This is a genomic window from Brevundimonas sp. FV1ye29L, from assembly GCF_058681095.1.
The window spans coordinates 2,710,518-2,733,492 of sequence record NZ_CM178730.1; the positions used below are offsets into that span (position 1 = coordinate 2,710,518).

Here is a 22,975-nt window from a genome sequence, read left to right on the forward strand (position 1 = left end):
TCTCGTTGCAGTTTTTGCGTCCGCCTACTGGCGGATCACCCCGTTCCGCTGTTGTAAGACGGCATGACAGACGACGCCTCCTATTTCTTCTGCGGCATCGGCGGGTCGGGGATGCTGCCCCTGGCCCTGATCGTGCAGTCGCGCGGCCATACGATTCAGGGGTCGGACCGGTCGCGCGATCAGGGCCGGACGCCGGAGAAATTCGCCTGGCTGGCCGATCACGGCGTCGCCCTCTTCCCCCAGGACGGCTCGGGCGTGACCTCGCCGGACCAGATCGTCGTCGCCTCGGGAGCCATTGAAGACACGGTTCCCGACATCGCGGCGGCCCGGCGGGTCGGCGCGACCATCGTCACCCGCCCCGAACTGCTCAGCCGCCTGTTCAACGCCGCACCGACCTCGATCGGCGTGGCCGGCACCTCGGGCAAGTCGACCATCACCGGCATGATCGCCTGGATCCTGCATCAGGCCGGCCGCAACCCCACCGTCATGAACGGCGCCGTGATGAAGAATTTCGCCGACGCCGCCCATCCCTACGCCAGCGCCCTGATCGGCGGCGCCGATGTCTTCGTCGCCGAGGTGGACGAATCCGACGGCTCCATCGCCCGCTACGACCCGACGGTCGCCGTGGTCTCCAACATCTCGCTGGACCACAAGTCGATGGAGGAGTTGCGGGACCTGTTCGGCGGCTTCACCGGCCGGGCGGGCAAGGCCGTGCTCAACCTCGACAACACCGAGACCCAGGCCCTGGCCCAGATCATGGAGGCCGACGGCCGCGCCGCCGACGTCACCACCTTCTCGCTCGGCGAGGCGCGGGCCCATATCTCGGCCCACGACCTCGCGCCCCTTCCGACCGGCATGCGCTTCACCCTGACGGCGCGCGACCAGGCCGACCGGACCGTCACCCTGAACGTCCCCGGCGCCCACAATGTCGCCAACGCCCTCGCCGCCCTGGGCGCGGTTCAGGCGCTCGGGGTCTCGCTGGATGACGCCGTCGCCGCGCTGGAGACCTTCGCCGGCATCCGTCGCCGTATGGAGGTGGTCGGGACGGCCGGCGGGGTGACGGTCATCGACGACTTCGCCCATAACCCGGACAAGATCGCCGCGACGCTCAAGACCCTGCACGCCTTCGACGGCCGGCTGCTGATCCTGTTCCAGCCGCATGGCTTTGGCCCCCTCAAGCTGATGCGGAACGAGTTCATCGAGGGCTTCGCCGGCCTGATGCGCGACGACGACGTCCTGCTGTTGCCCGAGCCCGTCTACTATGGCGGCACCACCGACCGCAGCGTCGGCTCGGAAGACATCGCCTCGGGCGTCCGGGCCCTCGAACGCAACGCCGAGGCCCTGGCCGACCGTGCCGCCTGCGGTGATCGACTGATCGAACTGGCCCGCCCCGGCGACCGGATCGTCGTCATGGGCGCCCGCGACGACACCCTGTCCGACTTCGCCGCCGATCTGGTGAAACGGCTGGGGTAGGATCGCCCCCCATCCGTGCAGGCTGTTGTCCAGGCGTCTTGCTGACAATGAGTTTGATTTTCGCCGTCCTCCTCGCCCTCGTGGCGAGGATCCAGACTCACGGTGGAGCCGATTCGGCATCGGCTCTGATCTGGGCCGACATCCGGGCCAATGACAGAAGCCGGAGTCTCTGGATCCTCGCCACGAGGGCGAGGATGACGGAAATCGTGTGGGCACGAACGCGGGCCGAGGTATTTTTTTACCTCACGCTGCGCGACAGAGAGGAAAACCCGCGACGGATCGGAGGCCGGTCACCGTTCCTGTAGCAGCAGGATCGCGCGTCGATCATTGTTTCTATTGCAACTCGTTCGCATCTTGTGGCACAGCCCCCCTGTGACTGACGCCCCCGCCCCTCCGGTTCCCGAGACCACGCCCGCCCGCCCGGCGAAAACCCCCGGCGTCAACCGGGCGCGCGCCTTCTGGCTGAAGCAGCTTCACTCCTGGCACTGGATCTCGGCCGGGGTCTCCCTGGCCTCGATGATCCTGTTCGCCGTCACCGGCATCACCCTGAACCACGCCGCCCAGATCAAGGCCGATCCGGTGGTGACCGAACAGACGGCGACCCTGCCCGCCCCTCTGGTTGACCGCCTGACGACGATGCCGGACGAGACCACAGCCCCCGTGCCCGACGCGGTCGCCCGCTGGGCCTCGACCGAGCTGAAGGCCCCCATCGGCGGTCGCGCCACCGAAACCACCCCGGACGAGGTCTATGTCGCCCTGCCGCGCCCGGGCGGCGACGGCTGGCTGACCATCGACCGCGCCTCGGGCGATGTGGTCATGGAGGTCACGAGCCAGGGCTGGGTCGCGTACATCAACGACCTGCACAAGGGCCGCAACACCGGCGTCGTCTGGTACTGGTTCATCGACGTCTTCGCCGTGGCCTGCGTCGTCTTCGCCCTGACCGGACTGACCCTGTTGTGGCTGCACGGCCGCAGCCGCCCCTCGACCTGGCCCCTGGTCGGCCTCGGTCTTCTGATCCCTGTCGTCATCGCCCTTCTGTTCATTCACTGACCGAGTAGAGCCCCATGCGCGTCCCCCCTCCCGCCGCCTTCGTCCTGACCGCCTCCGTCCTGATCGCCGCCGGCGCCCCGTCGGCGGCCGCCGCTGCGGACCTGAACGTCACGGTCGATCTGCCGCGCATCAACTCGGGGTCCTATCACCGTCCCTATGTCGCCGTCTGGATCGAGACCCCGGACCAGACCGCCGTCCGCACCCTGGCCGTCTGGTATCAGCAGACGCGCAACAACGAGGGCGACGGCAAGGACTGGCTCAAGGACATCCGCACCTGGTGGCGCAAGGGCGGCCGGGCCATGGCCCTGCCGGCCGACGGCGTCTCCGGCGCCACCCGCTCGCCCGGGACCCAGACGATCCGCGTCCCCGCCGCCCGCATGAACGGCGTCCAGCCCGGCCAGTACAACCTGGTTGTCGAGGCCGCGCGCGAACTGGGCGGCCGCGAGGTCGTTCGCGTCCCCTTCCGCTGGGGCGCCGCCAACACCGGCCGCGCTGCCGGCTCCACTGAACTGGGCGCCGTCACCGTCGCCGTCACCCGCTAGACAAGGACTGTCGATCATGAAGCTCACGCTCGCTCGCGCCGCCTCGGCCCTGACCCTTCTCGCCGCCCTCGCCGCCCCCCTGTCCGCCCAGGCCCACCGCCAGTGGATCCTGCCCTCCTCGACCGTCCTGTCAGGCAATGACGCCTGGGTCGGGGTCGACGGCGGCATCTCCAACGGCGTCTTCATTGCCGACCATGCCGCCATGCGTCTGGACAATGTTCGCGTCACCGCCCCGGACGGCGAGACCACCGTCGAGACGGCCAATCCGCTGGTCGCCAAATACCGCTCGACCTTCGATGTCCACCTGACCCGGCCCGGCACCTACAGGATCGCCAACAACAGTGTGGGCGTCATGGCGGCATGGACCCTGAACGGCGAGCCCGGTCGCTGGCGCGGTCCCGCCTCGGGCCTCGCCGCCGCCGTCCCGACCGGGGCGACCGACGTGGTCAGCGCCCCGATGGCCAGCCGGATCGAGACCTTCGTCACCCTCGGCGACGCCACGACCGAGGTGTTCAGGACCTCGGGCGAAGGCATCGAGTTCGTGCCCGTCACCCACCCCAATGATCTCGTCGAGGGCGAGGCCGCGACCTTCCAGTTCCTGCGCAACGGCCAGCCCTATGCCAACGCCGACGTCACCATCGCGCGCGGCGGCGTCCGCTATCGCAACGCCCCCGAGGAGATGACGGTCCGGACGGACGCCGACGGCAGGTTCACCGTCACCTGGCCCCAGGCCGGCATGTACTGGGTCAACACCAGCTGGCGGGAGGGTCCGGCCGGTGCTCCCGGCGGCGGCCGTGGCGGCCCCCCGGTGGCCAGCGCCTCCTACGTCGCCGTGCTGGAGGTCCTGCCCTGACCCGCAAGGGCTCAAAGGGCGCCCCGCCGCCGCTCGTCATGGGGGCCGATCCCGCATCGGCGCCCATGACCGTCGACGCCGTGGCGGCGCGGGCCGGCAATCGGGTCCTCGTCCCGCCGACCGGGATCCCGCCCTCCCCTCCGCCCGGCGACATCATCTGGTCCCTGGGCGGCGAAACCATGGGCACCACATGGTCGGCCCGGGTCATCGCCCCCCGCGGCGCGAGCGAGTCCGCCAGCGCCGCCGCCATCCAGGCCGAACTGGATGACGTCGTCGCCCTGTTCAGCCCGTGGATTCCCGACAGCGAGATCAGCCGCTTCAACACCGCCCCGCCAGGTCCGTTCGCCCTCTCGCCCCCCTTCTGGGCCCTTTTGCAGGCGTCGATGGATCTGTCGGACGACACCGACGGCGCCGTCGATCCGACCCTGGGCGCCCTCGTCGACCTGTGGGGTTTCGGCCCCCCCGGACCGCGCGGCGCCGACCAGCCCCTGCCCGACGATGAAGAGATCGAGGCCGCCCGGCTCATCTCCGGCTGGCGTCGCCTGCGGCTCGACGCGTCGGGAAGGGTCGCCATCCAGCCCGGCGGGATGAAGCTCGATTTTTCCGCCATCGCCAAGGGCTATGCGGTGGACCGCATCTCCGAACGACTCACGGCCCTGGGCGCGACCTCTCACCTGGTCGAGGTCGGCGGCGAGCTGCGGGGCGAAGGCGTCAAGCCCGACGGCCAGCCCTGGTGGGTCGAGCTGGAACAGCCGCCGACGGGCGAGACCCGTCGCACCGTTGTCGCCGCCTATGGTCTCGCCGTCGCCACCTCCGGCGACTATCGCCGCTATTTCGGCCACAACGACCGCCTGTACTCCCACAGCCTCAATGCCCGCACGGGGGCGCCGATCCGCAACGGCCTGGCCTCGGTCACCGTGCTCCACCCGTCCGCCATGCAGGCGGATTCCCTCGCCACGGCCCTGACCGTCATGGGACTGGAAGACGGACTGGCCTTCGCCCGCGAGACGGGTCTGGCCGCCCGCTTCCTGGCCCATGACCGGGGCGGCCTGACCGAGGCGCTCAGCCCTGCCTTCAGCGCCATGATGGACGACGGCTGAGGTGTCCTTCGGGATGACCGATGATGTCGTGCGGCTCGGCCTCGCCGCCGTCGCGACCGGCCTGTGGCTGGCCTCGGTGCTGGCGGTCGTCCTCGGCGTGCGCCGGGCGCGCCGGATGGAGCTTGCCCGTTCCGCCGCCCTTGGCGGCGCGGGCGAGGATGCGACCCTGATCGCCTTCGCCAGCCAGACCGGCCTGGCCGAGGAACTGGCCTGGATGACCGCCCGGGCCCTGTCGGACGCGGGTCGGCCCGTCCGCGTCATCTCCTTCGCCGATCTGGACCTCGCCGGGCTGAAGGCCTGCCGCCACGCCCTGTTTGTCGTCTCGACCACCGGCGAGGGCGACGCCCCCGACAGCGCCGCCCGTATGGTCCGCACCACCCTGGGCCAAAAGGCGGATCTGGACGGCCTGTCCTTTGGCCTGCTGTCCCTCGGCGACCGCAGCTACCGCGACTACTGCGGTTTCGGCCGGGCGATCGAGAGCTGGCTGCGGCGATCCGGAGGCCAGCCGCTGTTCGACACGGTCGAGGTCGACGACGGCGATCCCGCCGCCATCCGCCACTGGCAGCACCAGTTGAACCAGTTGACCGGCGCGACCACCGCCCCCGACTGGTCGCCGCCGTCCTATGACCGCTGGCGGATGGTCGAACGCCGCCACCTCAACCCCGGCAGCCCCGGCGGAGAGGCCTTCCACATCGCCCTCGAACCCCTCGACGGCGCGGCGTCCTGGGTCGCCGGCGACATCGCCGAGGTCGGCGTGCCGACGCCGGACGGCTCGGAGGTCTCACGCGAATACTCGATCGCCTCCCTGCCCTCCGACGGCCGGCTGGAGCTGCTGGTGCGGCTGATGCGCCGTCCCGACGGCACGCCGGGGCTGGGGTCGGGCCGGCTCACGCTGGATCTGTCCGTGGGTGACGAGCTTCCCCTGAGGGTCCGCGCCAACTCGGCCTTCCACGCGCCGACAGCGCCCGCGCCGACAGCGCCCGCGCCGATGATCCTGATCGGCAACGGCACGGGCATCGCCGGCCTGCGCGCCCATCTGAAATCGCGCACGGCGGCGAGCGGCGGCGCCTGGCTGCTGTTCGGCGAGCGCACCGCCGCCCACGACGCCTTTTTTGATGACGAGCTCCAGGCCGCCCTGTCGTCCGGCGTCCTCAACCGCCTCGACCGCGCCTTTTCGCGCGACCCGGACGCCGGGGGCCGCACCGGCCGCTACGTCCAGCACCTGATCGACGACCATGCGGCCGAGGTCGCCGCCTGGGTCGAACGCGGCGCCGCGATCTACGTCTGCGGCAGCCTGGACGGCATGGCCTCCGGCGTCCACGCGGCGCTGGAACAGGCGCTGGGCCCCGACCGCCTGATCGAGCTCACCGAGACGGGCCGGTATCGTCGGGACGTGTATTGAGGTCCGGACCTGATCGGTCAAAGCTCATGCCGTCATCCTCGCCCTTGTGGCGAGGATCCAGACTCCCGGTGCGGGCCGATATCGCAATTCTATTGGAAGCGGATCGGCATCGGGGCTGACTATAGCTGTCGGAGTTTCTGGATCCTCGCCACAAGGGCGAGGATGACGGCAGATATAGAGTGCGTTGTTTGATCCTGTTACACTGAACGACTGGCCGGCTCAGATGGGGCCAGCCCTTGGGAGCTTTTGCCCTCAAAGACCGTGATCAGGGCCTCACACCTCGGCCCAGCGCCGCAGCAGGTTGTGATAGACGCCGGTCAGCTCGATCACGGCCTGGTCCTTCGGGCCCTTCTCCAGCGCGACCCTCTGGATCGCCACATCCATGCGGAACAGCATCTCCCGGTCGCCGTCGTCGCGGATCAGGCTCTGCAGCCACATGAAGCTGGACACCCGGGCGCCGCGCGTCACCGGCGTCACCCGATGCAGGCTCTTGGACGGATACAGCACCATGTCTCCGGCCGGCAGTTTCACCGTCTGCGGCCCGTACATCTCCTCGACGATCAGCTCCCCGCCGTCATAGTCCTCGGGTTCGCTGAGGAAGAGGGTCGCCGAAAGGTCGCTGCGGATACGCAGCGGCCCGCCGCGTTGCTGGCGGATGGCGTTGTCGACGTGAACCCCGAACTCGCCCCCGCCCTCATAGCGGTTGAACAGGGGCGGAAAGATCGTGTGCGGCAGGGCGGCGGCCACGAACATCGGATTGGCGTTCAGCGCCTGCATGATGATCGCCGAGATTTCCCGCGCCTCGACGCTGTCTTCCGGCAACTGGCTGTTCCGCTTGGCCGTGGCCGACTGATGACCCGAGGTCATATTGCCGTCCGCCCAGGGGCCGGGGTCCAGCGTTTCGCGCAGGGCCCGGACCTCGGCCTTGGTGAACACTTCGGGGATATGCAGCAGCACGGAGGCCTCTTGAAAAAAAGGGGGCGGCGCCGGATCCCGACGCCGCCCTGCAGTCTAGACCCGCGGAAACTGGGTCGGGGAGGAAAACTAGAACCGGACGTTCAACGCCAGGGTGGCCGAACGCCCCGGCGCCGGGTCGGCGTGGTGCACGCCATTGGTGCGCAGGATATAGTCCTCGTCGGCCGCGTTCTGGACATTCAGCTGCAGGGTGGCGCGCTCGGTCACGGCATAGGAGGCGAACAGGTCGACCCGCGTATGGGCCGGGGCATAGATGCCGTTCGTCCCGCCGCCGGCGCCGCCCTGGTTGCCGCCGTTGGAGCGCGACACATAATAGACCCCGCCGCCCGCCGTCAGTTTCGGCGTGACCCTGTAGGTTGAGAACAGGCTGATGTTGTGCTTCGGCGTATTGGCCAACTCCAGCCCGACCAGAGGATTGGGCACGACCACCCGGGGAGGCCCGGCGACGACGGTCACGGCGCCCTTCACCAGTTCCGAGTCCTGGAAGGTATAGCCGCCGAACACCTGCCATTGCGGGGTGATGTTGCCGGACACCCCCAGCTCCACCCCCTTGACCTCCACCTCGCCGGCCTGGGCATAGACCCCGTCGTCGACCAGGATCTGCGCATTCTTGCGCGTCAGGCTGAAGGCCGCCGCGCTCAGCTGCAGCTGATCCCGGAACAGGCTGGCCTTGGCGCCGAGCTCATAGCTGGTGGTGTCCTCGGGCTCGAGCAGCGCACCGGCCAGATTGCCCGTGCCCGTTCCGCCGCTGCCGTTCTGGTCGCCGCTGCTGATCGTCGGCGGAGTCGAGGACGTCGCGTACGAGGCATAGACGCTCGTGTTCGGTGTCGGCTTGTAGACCAGCCCGACCTGAGAGTTGACGAAGTCCCACGCACTCTCGGGAACCAGGACCCCGGCTGCGGTCACCCCGTCCACCGCATAGTCGTCCCAGCGCAGGCCGAGGTTCAGCAGCCACTGCTCGTTCAGCTCGATCGAGTCGAAGGCGAAGACGGCCTTCGTCGTGGTCGAGTTCTTGGTCACGGCGCGCTTCAGGATCGTGCCCGTCCAGGGGTCGCTCGGGTTCGGATTGTACAGCGGCGTGCAGTCGAATCCGGTCAGGGGCGCCGGGCAGGCCGTGCCGGTCAGGGTCGTCACCGTATAGGAGGCGTTGCGGTTGATCTCGTGGGTGAACTCGGCGCCCAGGTCGAAGGTGTGCCTGATCCCGCCGGTATTGAACGAGCCGAACAGTTCGGTGACGTTGGCGGCTGTGTCGACCGGGTTCCAGCGCGACTTCAGCCCGCGCTTCATCCACCAGACGCCATTGATCAGCTGCGCTGCCCCGCCGTCGCCGGGGTTGGTCACCACATAGTCGTTCAGCGTCTCCGAATAGCGCGTGACATTGCGGATCGCGAGCGTCGGCGTGAACCGGTGCTCCAGCCTCAGGGTGGCGCTCTTGACCGTATTGGTCAGATAGTCGCGGGCGGTCAGGCCGTAGAAGGTGTCATAGGGCACATTGAGGATGCCTTCCGCATTCTCACGCGGCGCCGTGGCCCCGCCCCGCTTCGTGTACAGCGGGATGCCGTAGTCGGGCATCTGGTTGCTGTCGAGATAGTTGAAGCTCAGGATCGCGCTGGTGTCGGTGTCCAGACCGACGCCCAGTGAGGCGGCCACGCCGAACTTGTCATAGTCCACGGCGTTCCGGCGCGCGACGTCGCCCTCGGCCCCCAGAATATTGATGCGGAAGCCGGCGGTATCGCCGATGCGCCAGTTCTGGTCGATCGTACCGCGCCGATAGGAGTCCGTACCGACGCCCAGCGAGACATTGGTGAAATCGGTCAGCTTGGGCGTCTTGGACGACAGGTTGATCGATCCGCCGCCCGAACCCCGGCCGGAATAGACCGAGTCCGGTCCCTTGATGACCTCGACCTGCTCCAGGTTGAACACCTCGCGCTGCTGGCCGCCGGAATCCCGGATGCCGTCGACGAAGATGTTGTTGCCCGAGGACTGGCCGCGGATGAACGGACGGTCGGCCAGGGGCTGGCCGCCTTCGCCGGCGCCGAAGGTGATGCCCGGCGAGGTGCGCAGCAGATCCTGCAGCGAGGTCGCGCCGATCTGTTCGATGACCTGTTGCGGGATGACCGTGACCGAGCGCGGCGTATCGACCAGCGGCGCCACGAACTCGGGCGAGGTCGGTTCGCGGCGCACGCGCTGCCCATTGACGTCGATGGTGCCGAGGTTGGTGGCGTCCTGATCGGCTCCCGCGGTCGGGGCGGCGTCTGCCGGGGCCTCCGCCATGACCGGAGCCGCGCACATCAGTCCGGCGGCGCTGGAAGCGAACAGGAGGGCGCGGAGGGCGGTGGCGCGGGTGTCGGACATCAGAAGCCTTGGAGAAGAAGTTGCGATGGCCTCGCAATATCAATCCTGACCCGAGATGCAACTGATGATGCGAATAAATCGCAATTATGCCGTCGTTTCGTCCGGAGCGTGAAATCCGTCTGTAACCTGAAGGCGAACGGAGGCTCGACCCGGCCACGATCGACGGTATCCACGCCCCGGATCATGCGACCTGAGCGGTTCAGGAGCCCCGACGAAGGGCAGGACGCGAAGCCGATGCGCGCGTCCTGTGGAACCGGTCGGCCGCCGGCTGGTTCGACAGGATGGCCAATCTCCTGACTGACAAGGATCGACAGTGGCGCAAGCGTCCGAACGGGGCCTCCCCCGTGTTTGACGCCGGCCTCTCTTCGCTTGGCACCGATGACGAGGCGGGAGGATCATCGGCGCCCCCCTCGGATTCCGGGACTGCGGAGGAGGCCGCCCCGATGCCTGCAACGCCCGACAGCGGGTCCCCCGGCGTTCGACTCCCCTATGCCTTCTGGTGGAGCGCCGCAGGGCTGATCGCTGCGGCCGTCATCGTTGCGGCGGTCTTCAGCTTCACCTGACGCGGAAGGGCCGACGTTCGACCGGCCTGACCGCAGGGCCGAACCTTTAGAGAGCCGACCCGGGCGGTTTCGCCCTAGCCCACCACCGAGATCGAGGGCCTGAGGCTCGGGGCCGGGTCAAGCCAGGGCGGGGCGGGCATGGCCCTGTGGGCATTGGCGAGGGCCTCGGACCAGCGGCGTCCCAGATCCTTGAAATAGGGATCATCGGCCTCGATACGGCGCGCATCGCCGTGCAGGGCGTCGCGGTTGATCACCACCATGTCGAAGGGCGGACCCACGGCGATGTTCGAGCGAATCGTTGAATCGAACGAGATCAGCCCCAGCTTCACCGCCTCGGCCATCGGGGTATCGCAGTGCAGGGCGCGGTCCAGGATCGGCTTGCCGTACTTCAACTCGCCGATCTGCATATAGGGCGTGTCCGCCCCGCATTCGATGAAATTTCCCTCGGCATAGATCAGGTACAGGCCCATCCGCCCGCCGCGAATCTGTCCGCCCAGCAGCATGGAGGCGGACAATTTGGGGGCCTCGGCCCGCATCGACGGGGCCAGGTCGTTGCGCACCTGGGCCAGGGCGTGGCCGACGATCTGGGCCGCGCGGAACAGGGTGGGCGCCGTCTCCAGCGTCTCCGGGTGATCCTGCCCCGGCATCCGGACGCCCTCGGCCACCATGGCGAGGGCGGTCTGGGTCACCGACAGATTCCCCGCGGTGGCGATGGAGATGATCCGTTCGCCCGTGATTTCAGTGACATGCAGCTTCTTGTAGGACGAGATATTGTCCACGCCCGCATTGGTGCGCGTGTCGGCGATCATCGCCAGACCGTCATTCACCATCATTCCGACGCAGTAGGTCATCGTACCCGTTCGCGACCCGCAAAGTTACGAACCGCGACGCTAGCAGATTCGCGCGACACGACGACCCCTGACGACATCATCCCCAACCCTGCCTCTGCTGTTGCTGCTGGGTCTGTTGCATCTGGCGCACACGCAGGGCGACCGTCATGGTCTCCCTGCCGCCGCCATAGCTTGTCCCGCGGATAGGCGAGGCGCCCAGGGCGTCCAGTCCCGTCGCCACCCGAACGTAGTGTTCGGTCGGACAGATGCCGTTCGCGGCGTCGAACCCGACCCACCCCAGGCGCTCGACCCAGGCCTCGGCCCAGGCATGGGCGGCCTCCTGATCGTCCTGGCCGTCAGTGCGATGCAGATGGCCCGAGACATAGCGCGCCGGAATGCCAAGGCGCCGGGCGCAGGCGATGAAGATCTGGGCATGGTCCTGACACACGCCGCGCCTCTGGGCGAAGGCGTCGGCGGCGGTGTGATCGGCCGTGGTCGAACCGACCATGAAGGCCACCTCGCCATGAATCAGCCGCATCAGCTGATGCAGCCGGGTCAGGTCGTCGGCAGGCTGGACCTGTGCGGCGAAGGCCCGCAATGCGGCGTCGGCGAAGGTCAGGGGACTGTCCCGCAAATAGACCAGGGGCGACAGCCGTTCGGGCGCCCCGCGAACCACCCCGCCGGTCTCGCTGGTGGCCACCTCCCCCGTCACCCGGATGGTCAGGGCGGTCGTCGGCCGTTCGGTATAGAGATTGTGCACGATGTTGCCGAAGGCGTCCTCGGTCCGCCGCAGACGCGTGTCGACATCGGTCTCCACCCGCCACTCCCGGACCTGCTGCCCCTCGGTCGAACGCGGCGTCAGCCTCAGGCTCTGGACGATGAAGCGCGCCGCGCGGTCATAGGCGTATCGGGTTTCATAATCGATCCGTATACGCATGTTTACACCAGATACTGATCGTTGATGGCGGCAGCCAGGGCGTTGTTCTCCTTGAGGAAGCCCAGAATGTACTCATGCAGGCCGGACTGGAAGATGTCCTCGATCTTGGCCTCGTTGAACTGGGCCAGCCGGGTTGAGGCCAGACGCTGGGCCGGGCCCCGCCGTCCGTAGTCGGTGGCCAGACGCTCCAGATAGCTGACGATCATCCCCTGACACGAGGCCAGTGACCGCGGCATCTGGCGGTTCAGCACCATCAGGTCGGCCACCAGCCAGGGTCGCACGCTCTCGCGATAGACCCAGCGATAGGCGGTCAGGGCCGAGACCTCGCGCAACAGGGTGGTCCACTGGAAATAGTCCAGCTGGCCGCCCACCCGCTCATCGGCGGGCAGCAGCAGGTGGTATTTGACGTCCAGCAGCCGGGCGGTGTTGTCGGCCCGCTCGATGGCCCCGCCCAGTCGCAGGAACCAGTAGGCGTCATTCCTCAACATGGTCCGGGACGAGGCCCCCTCGAAGGCCAGGGACACGCCCTTGACCCATTCCAGGAACCGCACGAAGTCGTCGCGCCGCGTCGGTTCGCCGAACTCGCCCAGGCCGTTCCAGGCGCCGTTGATCGCCTCCCACAGCTCGATGGTCAGGGCGGTGCGCACCGACCGCGCATTGGTCCGGGCGGCGGTGATACAGGCCTTGATCGAGGTCGGGTTCTCCGGCGCGAAGGCCAGAAACTCGCGCACCGAACGCTCGTTCGGCGACCGTCCGGACTCGGCGAACCGTTGGGCCACCCCGGCGGAGGCGATAGCGCTGGCCCAGGCCGTGGTCGCCGCCGCATCCTTGGCCGGCAGGGCCGCCAGTCTCGACGCCGCCTCAAGGATGCGCGCCAGGAAATCGGCCCGCTCCATATAGCGGCCGGTCCAGTACAGACTGTCAGCGGTGCGGCTCAGCATGGGTCGAACTCAGTCATCCAGCACCCATGTATCCTTGGTGCCGCCGCCCTGGCTGGAGTTGACGACCAGCGACCCGGCCTTCAGCGCCACCCGCGTCAGCCCGCCCGGCGCCACCCGCATCCCGGCCGGACTCGACAGGACGAACGGCCTCAGATCGACGTGGCGGGGCGACAGCTTGCCGCCATCCAGCGTCGGCGCCGTCGACAGGGCCAGGGTCGGCTGGGCGATGAAATCGTCGGGATCCGCGATCAGCTTGGCCCGGAAGGCCTCGATCTCGGCTTTCGTCGAGGCCGGTCCGACCAGCATGCCATAGCCGCCTGATCCCCCGACCTCCTTGACCACCAGCTCCGGCAGCTTGTCCAGGACCTCCTTCAGCGCGTCCGGCTCGCGGCAGCGCCAGGTCGGCACATTGCCCAGGATCGGATCGCCGCCCGAGAAGAAGCGGATGATCTCCGGCATATAGGTATAGACCGCCTTGTCGTCGGCCACCCCGGTGCCGACGGCGTTGGACAGGGTCACATTGCCGGCGGTGTAGGCCGCCATGATCCCGGGAATCCCCACCGCCGAATCCGGCCGGAAGGTCAGGGGGTCCAGAAACTCGTCGTCGACGCGGCGATAGATGACGTCGACCCGCTTTGGCCCCTCGGTCGTGCGCATGAAGACGATGTCGTCATCGACGAACAGGTCGCCGCCCTCGACCAGCTCCACCCCCAGTTTGTCGGCCAGGAAGCTGTGCTCGTAATAGGCCGAGTTGAACGGCCCCGGCGTCAGGATCACGACGTTCGGATCCGCCCCCGCCTGCGCCGGGGCAGAGGCGCGCAGCGACGCCAGCAGCATGTCGGTATAGGTCTCGACCGGCCGGATGCGATGCTCGGCGAACAGGTCGGGGAACAGCCGCATCATCATCTCGCGGTTCTCCAGCATGTAGGAGACCCCGGACGGCGTACGACAATTGTCCTCCAGGACGATGAAGCCGTCCTCGCCCGTGCGGACCAGATCGACCCCGGTGATATGCGACCAGATATCCCCGGGCGGCCGGCGGCCCTGCATCTCGGGGCGATAGTTGGGGTTGGTGAAGATCAGGTCGGCCGGGACGATCCCGGCCCGGATGCACTCCTGTGGGCCGTAGATGTCCTTGAGGAAGGCGTTGATCGCCGAGACCCGCTGCTTCAGGCCCCGCTCCAGCTGGTTCCACTCGCCGCCCCCGATGATCCGGGGCACCACGTCGAAAGGGATCAACCGTTCGTTGGACTCCACATCGCCATAGACGGCGAAGGTCACCCCCATGCGGCGGAAGAACAGTTCAGCCTGCCGCGATCGCGATGACAACAGGTCATCCGGAGCGTTCTCCAGCCACCGGGCCAGGGTCCGGTAACTTTCGCGGACCTCTCCGGTCCCGCCCGCGCCTGACATTTCATCGAAGATCAATCGTGCGCCTCAAGCCTGTCGGTAACCCCACAAGCGGCAGATTGGGCTTTGGAATTGCAGTTAGGCAACAGAAATATTGCAATGCGACATCGGAAAACGGTCAACCGCCTCAGGTTCGGGCGACGTCCTTCATCGACACAGAGGCATCCGCCAGCTTCACCGCATCGACCGGCGTCGCCCGGCCGATCAGCTGTTTGCCGGCCATGAATTCCGGCGGGGCGTTGACCGCCTCGACGCTGACGAGCCGCTCGCCCGCCAGATGGAAGACCGCGAACCGACCTTCGCCGGGGTCGCCCCGCACCACCTGTCGGTCAGCCCCCACGGGCAGGCCGGCGATCTGCAGCTTGGCGTCATACTGATCGGACCAGAACCACGGAACCTCGGGCGCCGGGGCCGGGCGGCCGGTGATCGCCGCCGCCGCCTGTTTGGCCTGTTCCAGCGCATTGGGCACGCTTTCCAGCCGCACCCGCACCCCGCCATGCACCGGGACCGGCCGGTGCGTCATGTCCCCGATGGCGTAGATCGAGGGATCGGACGTCCGCGCCGCCTCGTCCACCACCACCCCGTTTTCACACGCCAGGCCCGCCTCGCGCGCCAGCCCGTCACAGGCCAGGGCCCCGACCCCGACCAGAATGGCGTCCGCCTCGATCCGTTCGCTGTCGGCCAGGACCACGGCCCCATCTTCAAAAGCCGCCACCTCCGCCCCGGTGCGGATCACCACGCCCTGCGCCGTGTGCAGATCGGTGAAGAACGTCGACAGGGCCTCCGACGCCACCCGCGCCAGCACCCGCGCCTCGCGCTCGATCACCACCACCTCGGCGCCCAGGGCCCGGGCCGAGGCCGCCGCCTCCAGCCCGACATAGCCGCCTCCGACCACCGCCAGCCGTCGGCCCCAGCCCAGGGCGGCCTTGAGCCGCTCGGCATGAACTGCGGTCCGCAGTTCCAGCAGCTCCGGCCGGTCGGCGCCCGGAATGTTCAGCCGCCGCGCCGTCGATCCGGTCGCCAGAATCAGCACGTCATACGGTTCGACCGTCCCGTCGGCGAAGCTCACCGTCTTCGCCGCCCGGTCGATCGCCGTCGCCGTCACCCCGGTGCGCAGGTCGATCCCCTGTTCCGGATAGAAGGCCTCGGGCCGCAGCAGCAGGGTCTCCAGATCGGTCTCGCCCTTCAGCCAGGCCTTGGACAGGGGCGGCCGCTGATAGGGCGCCGCCGGCTCCTCGCCCACGAGCACGATCTCCCCCTCATGCCCGTACTGGCGCAACAGGGCCGCCGCCGTCCCGCCCGCATGCCCCGCGCCGATGATGAGAACCCTGGTCATGTCGCAGGAAATAGAGTGGCGAGTGGCGAGTGGCGAGTGGTTAGTGGCGAGCTTGTCCTCCCCGTTCGCCGCTTGGCGAATGGGGAGGTGGCGCGGCGCCGCTTGCGCCGTGACGGAGGGGGCGAGGCGACGCCCGCCATTGGCTCGACTTCACCGACCCGGTCTCCCCCTCCGTCTCCTCGCGATGCTCGGAGCCACCTCCCCATCGCTTCGCGACAGGGAGGACGAAACTCGCCAATCACCAATCACCAATCACACCCCTTGACCGTTCCATCGTTACACCATAGTGGAACGCGCCATGACCGACCTCCCGTCGCGAAAATCGATCCACAAGGCCGCCGACGACCGGTTGGCCCTGTATGACGCCCTGCTGTGTCTGGAGACGCGCGAGGAGGCCGACGCCTTTCTGGCCGACCTCTGCACCCCGTCCGAACTGCGCGCCTTCGCCGAGCGCTGGGCCGTGGCGCGGCTTCTGGACCAGCGGCTGCAATCCTATCGTGAGATCGCCATGGAGGCGGGCGCCAGCCCCACCACCGTCGTGCGCGTCGCCCGCTTCCTCAAGGACATGGACAACCAGGGCTACCGCCTCGTCCTCGACCGCCTGAAAAAGAAAGCCTGAGTATGAGCACCGTCCAGGGACGACTGCGTATCGCCGTCCAGAAATCCGGCCGCCTGTCCGACCGCAGCCTCGACCTCGTCCGCGACGCGGGTCTGCGCGTGATCAAGGGCAACAACGACCTGCTTTACCGGGTCGAGAACTATCCGATCGACCTGCTGCGCGTGCGCGACGACGACATCCCGACCTTTGTCGCCGACGGCGTCTGCGACCTCGGCATTGTCGGCGAGAATGTGCTGGAGGAGGCGCGCAACGGCGGCCCGGTCGCCGAGGTGATCATGCCGCTCGGTTTCGGCCGCTGCACCCTGAAGATCGCCGTCCCGCCGACCCTCGCCTATGACGGCCCGGCCTCGCTCGAGGGGCTGCGGGTCGCCACCTCCTATCCGAAGATCCTGCGCCGCTGGCTAGACGACAGGAACATCGCCGCCGACATCGTCACCATGCGCGGCGCCGTCGAGGTCGCGCCCCGGCTCAGGCTGGCCTCCGCCATCTGCGACCTGGTCTCCACCGGGGCGACGCTGGAGGCCAACGGCCTTCAGGCCCGCGAGACGGTGCTGGAAAGCCAGGCCGTGCTGATCCGGTCGCCCGTCGCCCCGGAGCCCGGGCTTGAACACCTGCTGGATTCGATCATCGAGCGGATGTCAGGCGTCGTGTCCTCCCAGGGCGCCAAATACGTCATGCTCAACGCCCCGCGCTCGGCGCTTGAGCAGATCACCGCCATCCTGCCCGGAGCCGGCTCACCGACCGTCATGCCCCTGATGGGCCGCGACGACGCCGTCGCCGTCCACGCGGTCTGTCAGGAAGCCGTGTTCTGGGAGACGCTGGAGAAGCTCAAGGCCGCCGGCGCCTCGGCCATCCTCGTCCTCCCCATCGAGAAGATGATGTGATGAGCATCGACTGGAAACGCATCGACTGGTCCAGCCTGGACGGTCCGGGCCGGTTCGACGCCCTTGCCCGCCCGGCAAGACGCACAGAGCGCGACGTGACCGAGGTCGTCGAAGGCATCTTCGAACAGGTCGCGATTTCGGGCGGCGCGGCCGTGACCCGGTTCAGCGTCGAGATCGACGGCGTCGCCCCCCGCCGTATCGCCATCACGCCCGAGGCCGTCGCCGCGGCGCGAAACGCCCTGCCTCCTGCCGACACCCGATCGCTGCGCATCGCCGCCGAGAATGTCCGCATCTTCCATCAGGCCACCAGGCCCGAAGACACCCCGTTCATCGAGACCATGCCCGGCGTGAAGTCGAAGCTGGTCTGGCGCCCCATTGGCGCGGCGGGCATCTACGTCCCCGGCGGCACCGCCCCCCTGTTCTCCTCCCTGTTGATGCAGGCCCTCCCGGCCCAGGTCGCGGGCGTGCAGCAGCGGATCGTGGTCACCCCGCCGGGTCGCGACGGCGAGGTCCACCCCGCCATGATCCTGGCCGCCGCAGAGGCTGATCTGGACGCCATCTGGCTGATCGGCGGAGCCCAGGCCATCGCCGCCCTGACCTATGGCGTGGTCCTCGACGACGGCGAGATCCCGCCCTGCGACAAGCTGTTTGGACCGGGCAACGCCTATGTCGCCGAGGCCAAGCGCTATGCCGCCGCCCTGCCGAACGGCCCCGCCGTCGACATGCCCGCCGGACCGTCCGAACTGCTGGTCATCGCCGACGGATCGACCGACCCCGACCTCGCCGCCGCCGACCTTCTCAGCCAGGCCGAGCACGATGCGGACGCCCAGGTCATTCTGGTCTCGACCTCGACCGCCGCCATCAACGCCATCCTCGAGGCCGTCGAGGAACAGCTTGAAACCCTGCCCCGCGCCGACATCGCCCGCGCCTCCCTCGCCGAGGCCCGGATCATCAAGGTGCGCGACACCGCCGAGGCCTGCGCCGTCTCCAACCTCTACGGTCCCGAACATCTCGCCCTCCAGACCGAGGACGCCGATGGTCTGGTCGAGACCATCACCGCCGCCGGCGCCGTCTTCGTGGGCCGCTGGGCCGCCGAGACCCTGGGCGACTATGCGGCCGGCCCGAGCCACGTCCTGCCCACCGACGGCGGCGCGCGCACCCTGGGCGGCATCACCACCGCCAGCTTCATGACCTCCATGTCGGTCCAGACTGTCACCGAGGCGGGCGCGTCCCTGCTGGCCCCCGTCGCCGCCCGCCTCGCCCGGCTGGAGGGTCTCGAAGCCCATGCCAGGGCCGCCGATCTGAGGAGCGAGGGATGACCCTCCCCGCCCCCTTTCCTCCGCTGGTCGCCGGCGCCGACGGCCTCGACCGCTACCCGTCCGATCCGAACGCCCTGGCCGCCCGCATGGCCGACATCTATGGCGTCGCGGCCGACCGCGTCCTGCCGGTGCGCGGCCTGACCCACGGGCTGGAGCTTGTCTGGCGTCTGGCCGCCCGCGACGGCCAGACGGTCCAGGCGCCCGACGCCGCCCCCTATACGGACCTCGCGGCCCTCTACGCCCGCCCGGGCAAGACCGGTGAGACGGCCGCCGTCGTCATCCGCGCCCTCGGCTCGCCCGAGGCCGTCGTCGAGATGGCCGCCCGCGTCGCCCCCGCCCTGATGGTCGTGGACGAGGGCCTGATCGAGTTCGCCGACACCGCGTCTGCCTCAACCGTCCTCGACGCCGCCTCCAATCTGGTCGTCCTGCGCAGTCTTTCGCTGGCCTATGGGCTGGCCGGCGCCCGCGTCGGCGCCGTCCTGGCCCAGCCTGACACCCTCGCCCGCCTCCGGACGGCGCTGGAGCCCTGGCCCCTCCCCGAGCCCGTGATCCGGCTGGCGCAACAGGCGCTCGACCCGTCGCGCATGATCGAGACCGCCGAACGCATCGGCGGCGTCAAACGCGAGCGCGCCCGACTCTCCCGCGAGATCGGCCGGCTGATGACGGTCGAGCCCGGCGTCGGACCCATCCTCATGGCCCGTCCGGAAGACCCCGCCGCCGTCCTGATCGAACTCACGAAATACGGCATCGCCGCCGACCTTTCCGGCGATCGCCTCCGTCTGCCGGTGTCGCTGAAACCCGAGGTCAACGACCGGCTGCTGGTCGCCCTCGGTCTCAATCCGCCGCGGGCCCGTCCCGCCCGTACCGGTCAGGCCGTTCGCGACACAAAGGAGACCCGCATCGTCTGCGCCGTCGACCTCGACGCCACCTGCCCGGTCCTCATCCACACCGGCGTCGGCTTCTTCGACCACATGCTGGAGCAGATCGCGGCCCACGGCGGCTTTTCCCTGCGCCTGTCATGCGAGGGCGACCTCCATACCGACCCGCACCACACCATCGAGGACAGCGCCATCGCCCTGGGTCAGGCCCTGAAACAGGCGCTGGGCGAACGGCGCGGCATCGCCCGCTACGGCTTCGTCCTGGCCATGGACGAGGCCGAGGCCCATGTCGCCATCGACCTGTCGGGCCGCCCCTATCCGCTGTTCGAGGGGACCTTCGCGACGCCCTTCATCGGCGACTACCGCACCGACCTGACCGCCCACGTCTTCCGCTCCCTGGCCGAGGCCATGGGCGCCGCCGTCCACATCAAGGTCACCGGCGACGATGACCACCACAAGACCGAGGCCGCCTACAAGGGCTTCGGCCGCGCCCTGCGCCAGGCCATCCGCATCGAGGGCGACGCCGTGCCGAGCACCAAGGGGGTGCTGTGACCTCCGTCACCGTCCTGTCCTACGGCGCCGGCAACACCGCCTCGGTCCAGTTCGCGCTGGAACGCCTCGGCGCCGTCGTTCGCCTGACTGCCGACCCGGCCGAGGTCGCCGACGCCGAACGCCTGATCCTGCCCGGGGTCGGGGCGGCCGGCTACGCCATGAAGCGGCTCAATGACCTCGGCCTGTCCGATCCCGTCCGCGCCTTCCCCCGCCCCCTGCTCGGCGTCTGCCTCGGCCAGCAGCTGCTGTTCGAGACCAGCGAGGAGGGTCAGGCCGAAACCGGCGGCGTCGACCTGCTCGGCTTCATTCCCGGCGCCGTCCGCCCCTTCGACCTGCCCCCGACCCTGCCCGTGCCGCACATGGGCTGGAGCCGGCTCAACGATCTCGCCGACGACCCCCTGCTGGAGGGCGTCGAGCCCGGGGCCTGGGCCTATTTCGTCCACGGCTTCGTCTGCCCGGACGGCCCCGCCACCCTCGCCCGCGCCGACTACGGCGGCCCCGTCCCGGCCGTCGTCCGCAAGGGCAACCGCTGGGGCTGCCAGTTCCACCCCGAACGCTCGGCCGCCGCCGGCGCGCGGATACTGAGGAATTTTCTGGAGATTGAAGCGTGATCCGCGCGTTCACCCTCTCCTCCGTCACCCTCGGGCTTGACCCGAGGGCCGGACGCGCCCGGTCCGGTCCGGAGACGCTCGTCACCAACCCTGCCCTGCACTCCTGTCTTGCGCGCCAACCGTCCGATCCTCGGGTCAAGCCCGAGGATGACGGACTGAGATTTTCGCCATGCTGATCTATCCCGCCATCGACCTGCGCCACGGGGCCTGCGTCCGCCTGATGCACGGGCGGTTCGATCAGGTGACCCACTATGACGACGTCCCCGCCCGCCGCCTCGCCGCCTTCGTCGCCGAGGGGGCAGAGTGGGTTCATGTCGTCGATCTTGACGGGGCCGAGGCCGGGCGCGCGGTCCAGCACGGGCTGATCGGCGAACTGGCCGCCAGCCTGAAGGTCCGGATCCAGTCCGGCGGCGGCGTCCGCAGCCGCGCCGATGTCGAAAGCCTGCTGGACGCCGGGGTCAGCCGCGTCGTCGTCGGCTCTCAGGCCGTGACCGCGCCGGAGACCGTCGCCGGCTGGCTGGCCGACTTCGGTCCTGACCGCCTGACCCTCGCCTTTGATGTGCGCATCGGCGACGACGGCGTCCCCACCCCCTCGCTCAAGGGCTGGACCGAGGCGGCCGGCCTCGACCTCTGGGCCGCCCTGGACCGCTATCCGCCGGAAACCCTGACGCATGTGCTGGTCACCGACGTCGGTCGCGACGGGGCCCTGACCGGTCCCAACCTCGAGTTGCTGGCCGAGGTGCGCCGCCGCCGTCCGGACCTGAAACTCCAGGCCTCCGGCGGCATGTCGAGCCTCGAGGACCTGACCGCCTGCCGCGATCTCGGCTGCGACGGCGCCATCGTCGGCCGCGCCATCTACGAAGGCCGGTTCACGACGACCGAGGCCCTGAATGCGGTCGGGGCGGCCGTGACGGCATGACCGCCCGCCGCATCATTCCCTGCCTCGACGTCAAGGACGGCCGGGTGGTCAAGGGCGTCCGCTTCGAGGGCCATACCGACATGGGCGACGCCTCGGAACTGGCCGCCCGCTATCGCGACCAGGGGGCGGACGAGCTGGTCTTCTACGACATTACCGCCAGCCCCGAGGGCCGCACCCTGGACTACGGCTGGGTGCGCGACATCGCCCGTTTGCTGGACATCCCCTTCTGCGTCGCCGGCGGGATCCGCAGCGTCGACCAGGCCGCCCGCTGTCTCGACAACGGGGCCGACAAGGTCTCGATCAACTCCCCCGCCCTCGAACGTCCCGAACTGATCGCGGATATGGCCGGACGACTGGGCGCCCAGTGCGTGGTCGTCGGCGTCGACAGCCGGCTCGAGGACGGCCAATGGGTGGTCCACAAATACACCGGCGACCCCGACGCCCGCCGCCGCGCCGGCAAACGCACCCTCGACTGGATCGTGGAGGCGCAGGGGCTCGGCGCCGGCGAAATCGTGCTCAACTGCATCGATCAGGACGGCGTCCGGCGCGGCTATGACGTCGAACAGCTCGCCGCCGCCCGCGCCCTGTTGACCATCCCCCTGGTCGCCTCGGGCGGCGCCGGCGCCCCCGAGCATTTCCGCAATGTCTTTGCCTCTGTCGATGCGGGGGGCGCCGACGTCTCCGGCGCCCTGGCCGCCAGCGTCTTCCACACCGGCGCCATCGCCATCCCGGACCTGAAACAGTATCTGGCCGCCCAAGGGCAGGAGATGCGGATATGACCCTGAACCCCTCCACCCTCGACTTCGACAAGGGCGCCGGCCTGATCCCGGTCGTGGTCCAGGACGCTGACACCCTGCAGGTCCTGACCCTCGCCTATATGGACCGCGCCGCTCTCGACGAGACGATCGCCAGCGGCGAGGCCACCTTCTTCTCCCGCTCGCGCGGCGGGCGGTGGCGCAAGGGCGAGACCTCGGGCAACCGCCAGACCGTCGTCTCCCTCACCCCCGACTGCGACGGCGACGCCCTCGTCCTGGCCGTCCGCCCCATGGGGCCCGCCTGCCACCTCGGCACGACCAGCTGTTTCGGGACGGCCGACGCCCCGGGTCTCGGCCGGATCGCAGCCCTTGAGCGCACCATCGCCGCCCGCGCCTCCGAGGACCCCTCGGTCAGCTACACCGCCCGCATGATCGCCGAAGGCCCCAAACGTCTGGCCCAGAAGGTCGGCGAGGAGGGGGTCGAGACCGCCCTGGCCGGCGTCGCCGGTCCGGATGAGGAACTTGCCAGCGAGGCTGCGGATTTGATCTATCACCTGCTGGTTCTGTTACGCTCACGTCACTTGTCGTTTCAGGCGGTTCTGGACGTGTTGGCGGATCGGGCTCGACCCGCCAAAGACACGTCGTAAAAGGGGTCGTCCGGTCCCGCATAT

21 protein-coding genes are annotated in these 22,975 nt (G+C 69.0%); 14 read left to right on the forward strand and 7 right to left on the reverse strand.

The annotated features are described in order from the left end of the window. The first annotated feature begins 63 nt into the window (after positions 1–63). From ACW17W_RS13275 to ACW17W_RS13300, 6 genes are all read left to right on the forward strand, one after another. Positions 64–1,473, forward strand: a complete 1,410-nt coding sequence (locus tag ACW17W_RS13275; RefSeq protein ID WP_492077368.1) for a UDP-N-acetylmuramate--L-alanine ligase — start codon at positions 64–66, stop codon at positions 1,471–1,473. Positions 1,474–1,845: 372 nt separating this feature from the next. Beyond that, positions 1,846–2,523 carry a PepSY-associated TM helix domain-containing protein gene (locus ACW17W_RS13280; protein ID WP_492077369.1) on the forward strand — a complete coding sequence of 226 codons (678 nt, stop codon included), beginning with the start codon at positions 1,846–1,848 and terminating at the stop codon, positions 2,521–2,523. A gap of 14 nt (positions 2,524–2,537) precedes the next feature. Beyond that, complete coding sequence (locus ACW17W_RS13285; RefSeq protein ID WP_492077370.1) at positions 2,538–3,065, forward strand: DUF2271 domain-containing protein; 528 nt, start codon at positions 2,538–2,540, stop codon at positions 3,063–3,065. Between the two features lie 16 nt (positions 3,066–3,081). Continuing rightward, positions 3,082–3,918, forward strand: a complete 837-nt coding sequence (locus ACW17W_RS13290) for a DUF4198 domain-containing protein (RefSeq protein ID WP_492077371.1) — start codon at positions 3,082–3,084, stop codon at positions 3,916–3,918. Between the two features lie 65 nt (positions 3,919–3,983). Continuing rightward, positions 3,984–5,018 carry an FAD:protein FMN transferase gene (locus ACW17W_RS13295; RefSeq protein WP_492077372.1) on the forward strand — a complete coding sequence of 345 codons (1,035 nt, stop codon included), beginning with the start codon at positions 3,984–3,986 and terminating at the stop codon, positions 5,016–5,018. 13 nt (positions 5,019–5,031) lie between these two features. Beyond that, positions 5,032–6,420: a sulfite reductase subunit alpha gene (locus ACW17W_RS13300; RefSeq protein ID WP_492077373.1), complete on the forward strand. Its 1,389-nt coding sequence runs from the start codon at positions 5,032–5,034 to the stop codon at positions 6,418–6,420. A 273-nt stretch (positions 6,421–6,693) separates the two neighbouring features. On the opposite strand, the gene ACW17W_RS13305 is transcribed toward ACW17W_RS13300, so the two are convergent. The 7 genes from ACW17W_RS13305 to ACW17W_RS13335 form a co-directional block, all read right to left on the reverse strand. Next, positions 6,694–7,377, reverse strand: a complete 684-nt coding sequence (locus ACW17W_RS13305) for a Fe2+-dependent dioxygenase (RefSeq protein ID WP_492077374.1) — start codon at positions 7,375–7,377, stop codon at positions 6,694–6,696. Between the two features lie 87 nt (positions 7,378–7,464). Then, positions 7,465–9,750, reverse strand: coding sequence for a TonB-dependent receptor (locus ACW17W_RS13310; protein ID WP_492077375.1), 2,286 nt, complete (start codon positions 9,748–9,750; stop codon positions 7,465–7,467). Positions 9,751–10,387: 637 nt separating this feature from the next. Beyond that, on the reverse strand, positions 10,388–11,164 hold the full coding sequence (locus ACW17W_RS13315; RefSeq protein ID WP_492077376.1) for a proteasome-type protease: 777 nt from the start codon (positions 11,162–11,164) through the stop codon (positions 10,388–10,390). A 76-nt stretch (positions 11,165–11,240) separates the two neighbouring features. Continuing rightward, entirely contained in the window at positions 11,241–12,080 is an 840-nt protein-coding gene (locus ACW17W_RS13320) for a transglutaminase family protein (protein WP_492077377.1), read from the reverse strand. A 2-nt stretch (positions 12,081–12,082) separates the two neighbouring features. Then, positions 12,083–13,021, reverse strand: coding sequence for an alpha-E domain-containing protein (locus ACW17W_RS13325; RefSeq protein ID WP_492077378.1), 939 nt, complete (start codon positions 13,019–13,021; stop codon positions 12,083–12,085). 9 nt (positions 13,022–13,030) lie between these two features. After that, positions 13,031–14,449, reverse strand: coding sequence for a circularly permuted type 2 ATP-grasp protein (locus ACW17W_RS13330; RefSeq protein WP_492077379.1), 1,419 nt, complete (start codon positions 14,447–14,449; stop codon positions 13,031–13,033). A 109-nt stretch (positions 14,450–14,558) separates the two neighbouring features. Continuing rightward, positions 14,559–15,767 (reverse strand): NAD(P)/FAD-dependent oxidoreductase, encoded by a 1,209-nt coding sequence (locus tag ACW17W_RS13335; protein ID WP_492077380.1) that lies wholly within the window; start codon positions 15,765–15,767, stop codon positions 14,559–14,561. A 298-nt stretch (positions 15,768–16,065) separates the two neighbouring features. On the opposite strand from ACW17W_RS13335, the gene ACW17W_RS13340 reads away from it, so the two are divergent. From ACW17W_RS13340 to hisIE, 8 genes are all read left to right on the forward strand, one after another. Next, entirely contained in the window at positions 16,066–16,386 is a 321-nt protein-coding gene (locus ACW17W_RS13340) for a YerC/YecD family TrpR-related protein (RefSeq protein WP_492077381.1), read from the forward strand. 2 nt (positions 16,387–16,388) lie between these two features. After that, positions 16,389–17,270 (forward strand): ATP phosphoribosyltransferase, encoded by an 882-nt coding sequence (hisG, locus tag ACW17W_RS13345; protein WP_492077382.1) that lies wholly within the window; start codon positions 16,389–16,391, stop codon positions 17,268–17,270. Then, positions 17,270–18,589, forward strand: a complete 1,320-nt coding sequence (gene hisD, locus ACW17W_RS13350) for a histidinol dehydrogenase (protein ID WP_492077383.1) — start codon at positions 17,270–17,272, stop codon at positions 18,587–18,589. Before hisG ends, hisD begins: the two co-directional genes overlap by 1 nt. Beyond that, positions 18,586–20,019 carry an aminotransferase class I/II-fold pyridoxal phosphate-dependent enzyme gene (locus tag ACW17W_RS13355; protein WP_492077384.1) on the forward strand — a complete coding sequence of 478 codons (1,434 nt, stop codon included), beginning with the start codon at positions 18,586–18,588 and terminating at the stop codon, positions 20,017–20,019. The genes hisD and ACW17W_RS13355 overlap by 4 nt, the downstream gene beginning before the upstream one ends. Beyond that, entirely contained in the window at positions 20,016–20,630 is a 615-nt protein-coding gene (hisH, locus tag ACW17W_RS13360; protein WP_492077385.1) for an imidazole glycerol phosphate synthase subunit HisH, read from the forward strand. Before ACW17W_RS13355 ends, hisH begins: the two co-directional genes overlap by 4 nt. A 169-nt stretch (positions 20,631–20,799) precedes the next feature. Further along, positions 20,800–21,549, forward strand: a complete 750-nt coding sequence (gene hisA / locus ACW17W_RS13365; protein ID WP_492077386.1) for a 1-(5-phosphoribosyl)-5-[(5-phosphoribosylamino)methylideneamino]imidazole-4-carboxamide isomerase — start codon at positions 20,800–20,802, stop codon at positions 21,547–21,549. Beyond that, positions 21,546–22,328, forward strand: coding sequence for an imidazole glycerol phosphate synthase subunit HisF (gene hisF / locus ACW17W_RS13370; protein ID WP_492077387.1), 783 nt, complete (start codon positions 21,546–21,548; stop codon positions 22,326–22,328). Before hisA ends, hisF begins: the two co-directional genes overlap by 4 nt. Next, positions 22,325–22,951, forward strand: coding sequence for a bifunctional phosphoribosyl-AMP cyclohydrolase/phosphoribosyl-ATP diphosphatase HisIE (hisIE, locus tag ACW17W_RS13375; protein WP_492077388.1), 627 nt, complete (start codon positions 22,325–22,327; stop codon positions 22,949–22,951). The genes hisF and hisIE overlap by 4 nt, the downstream gene beginning before the upstream one ends. The last annotated feature ends 24 nt before the right edge of the window (positions 22,952–22,975 follow it).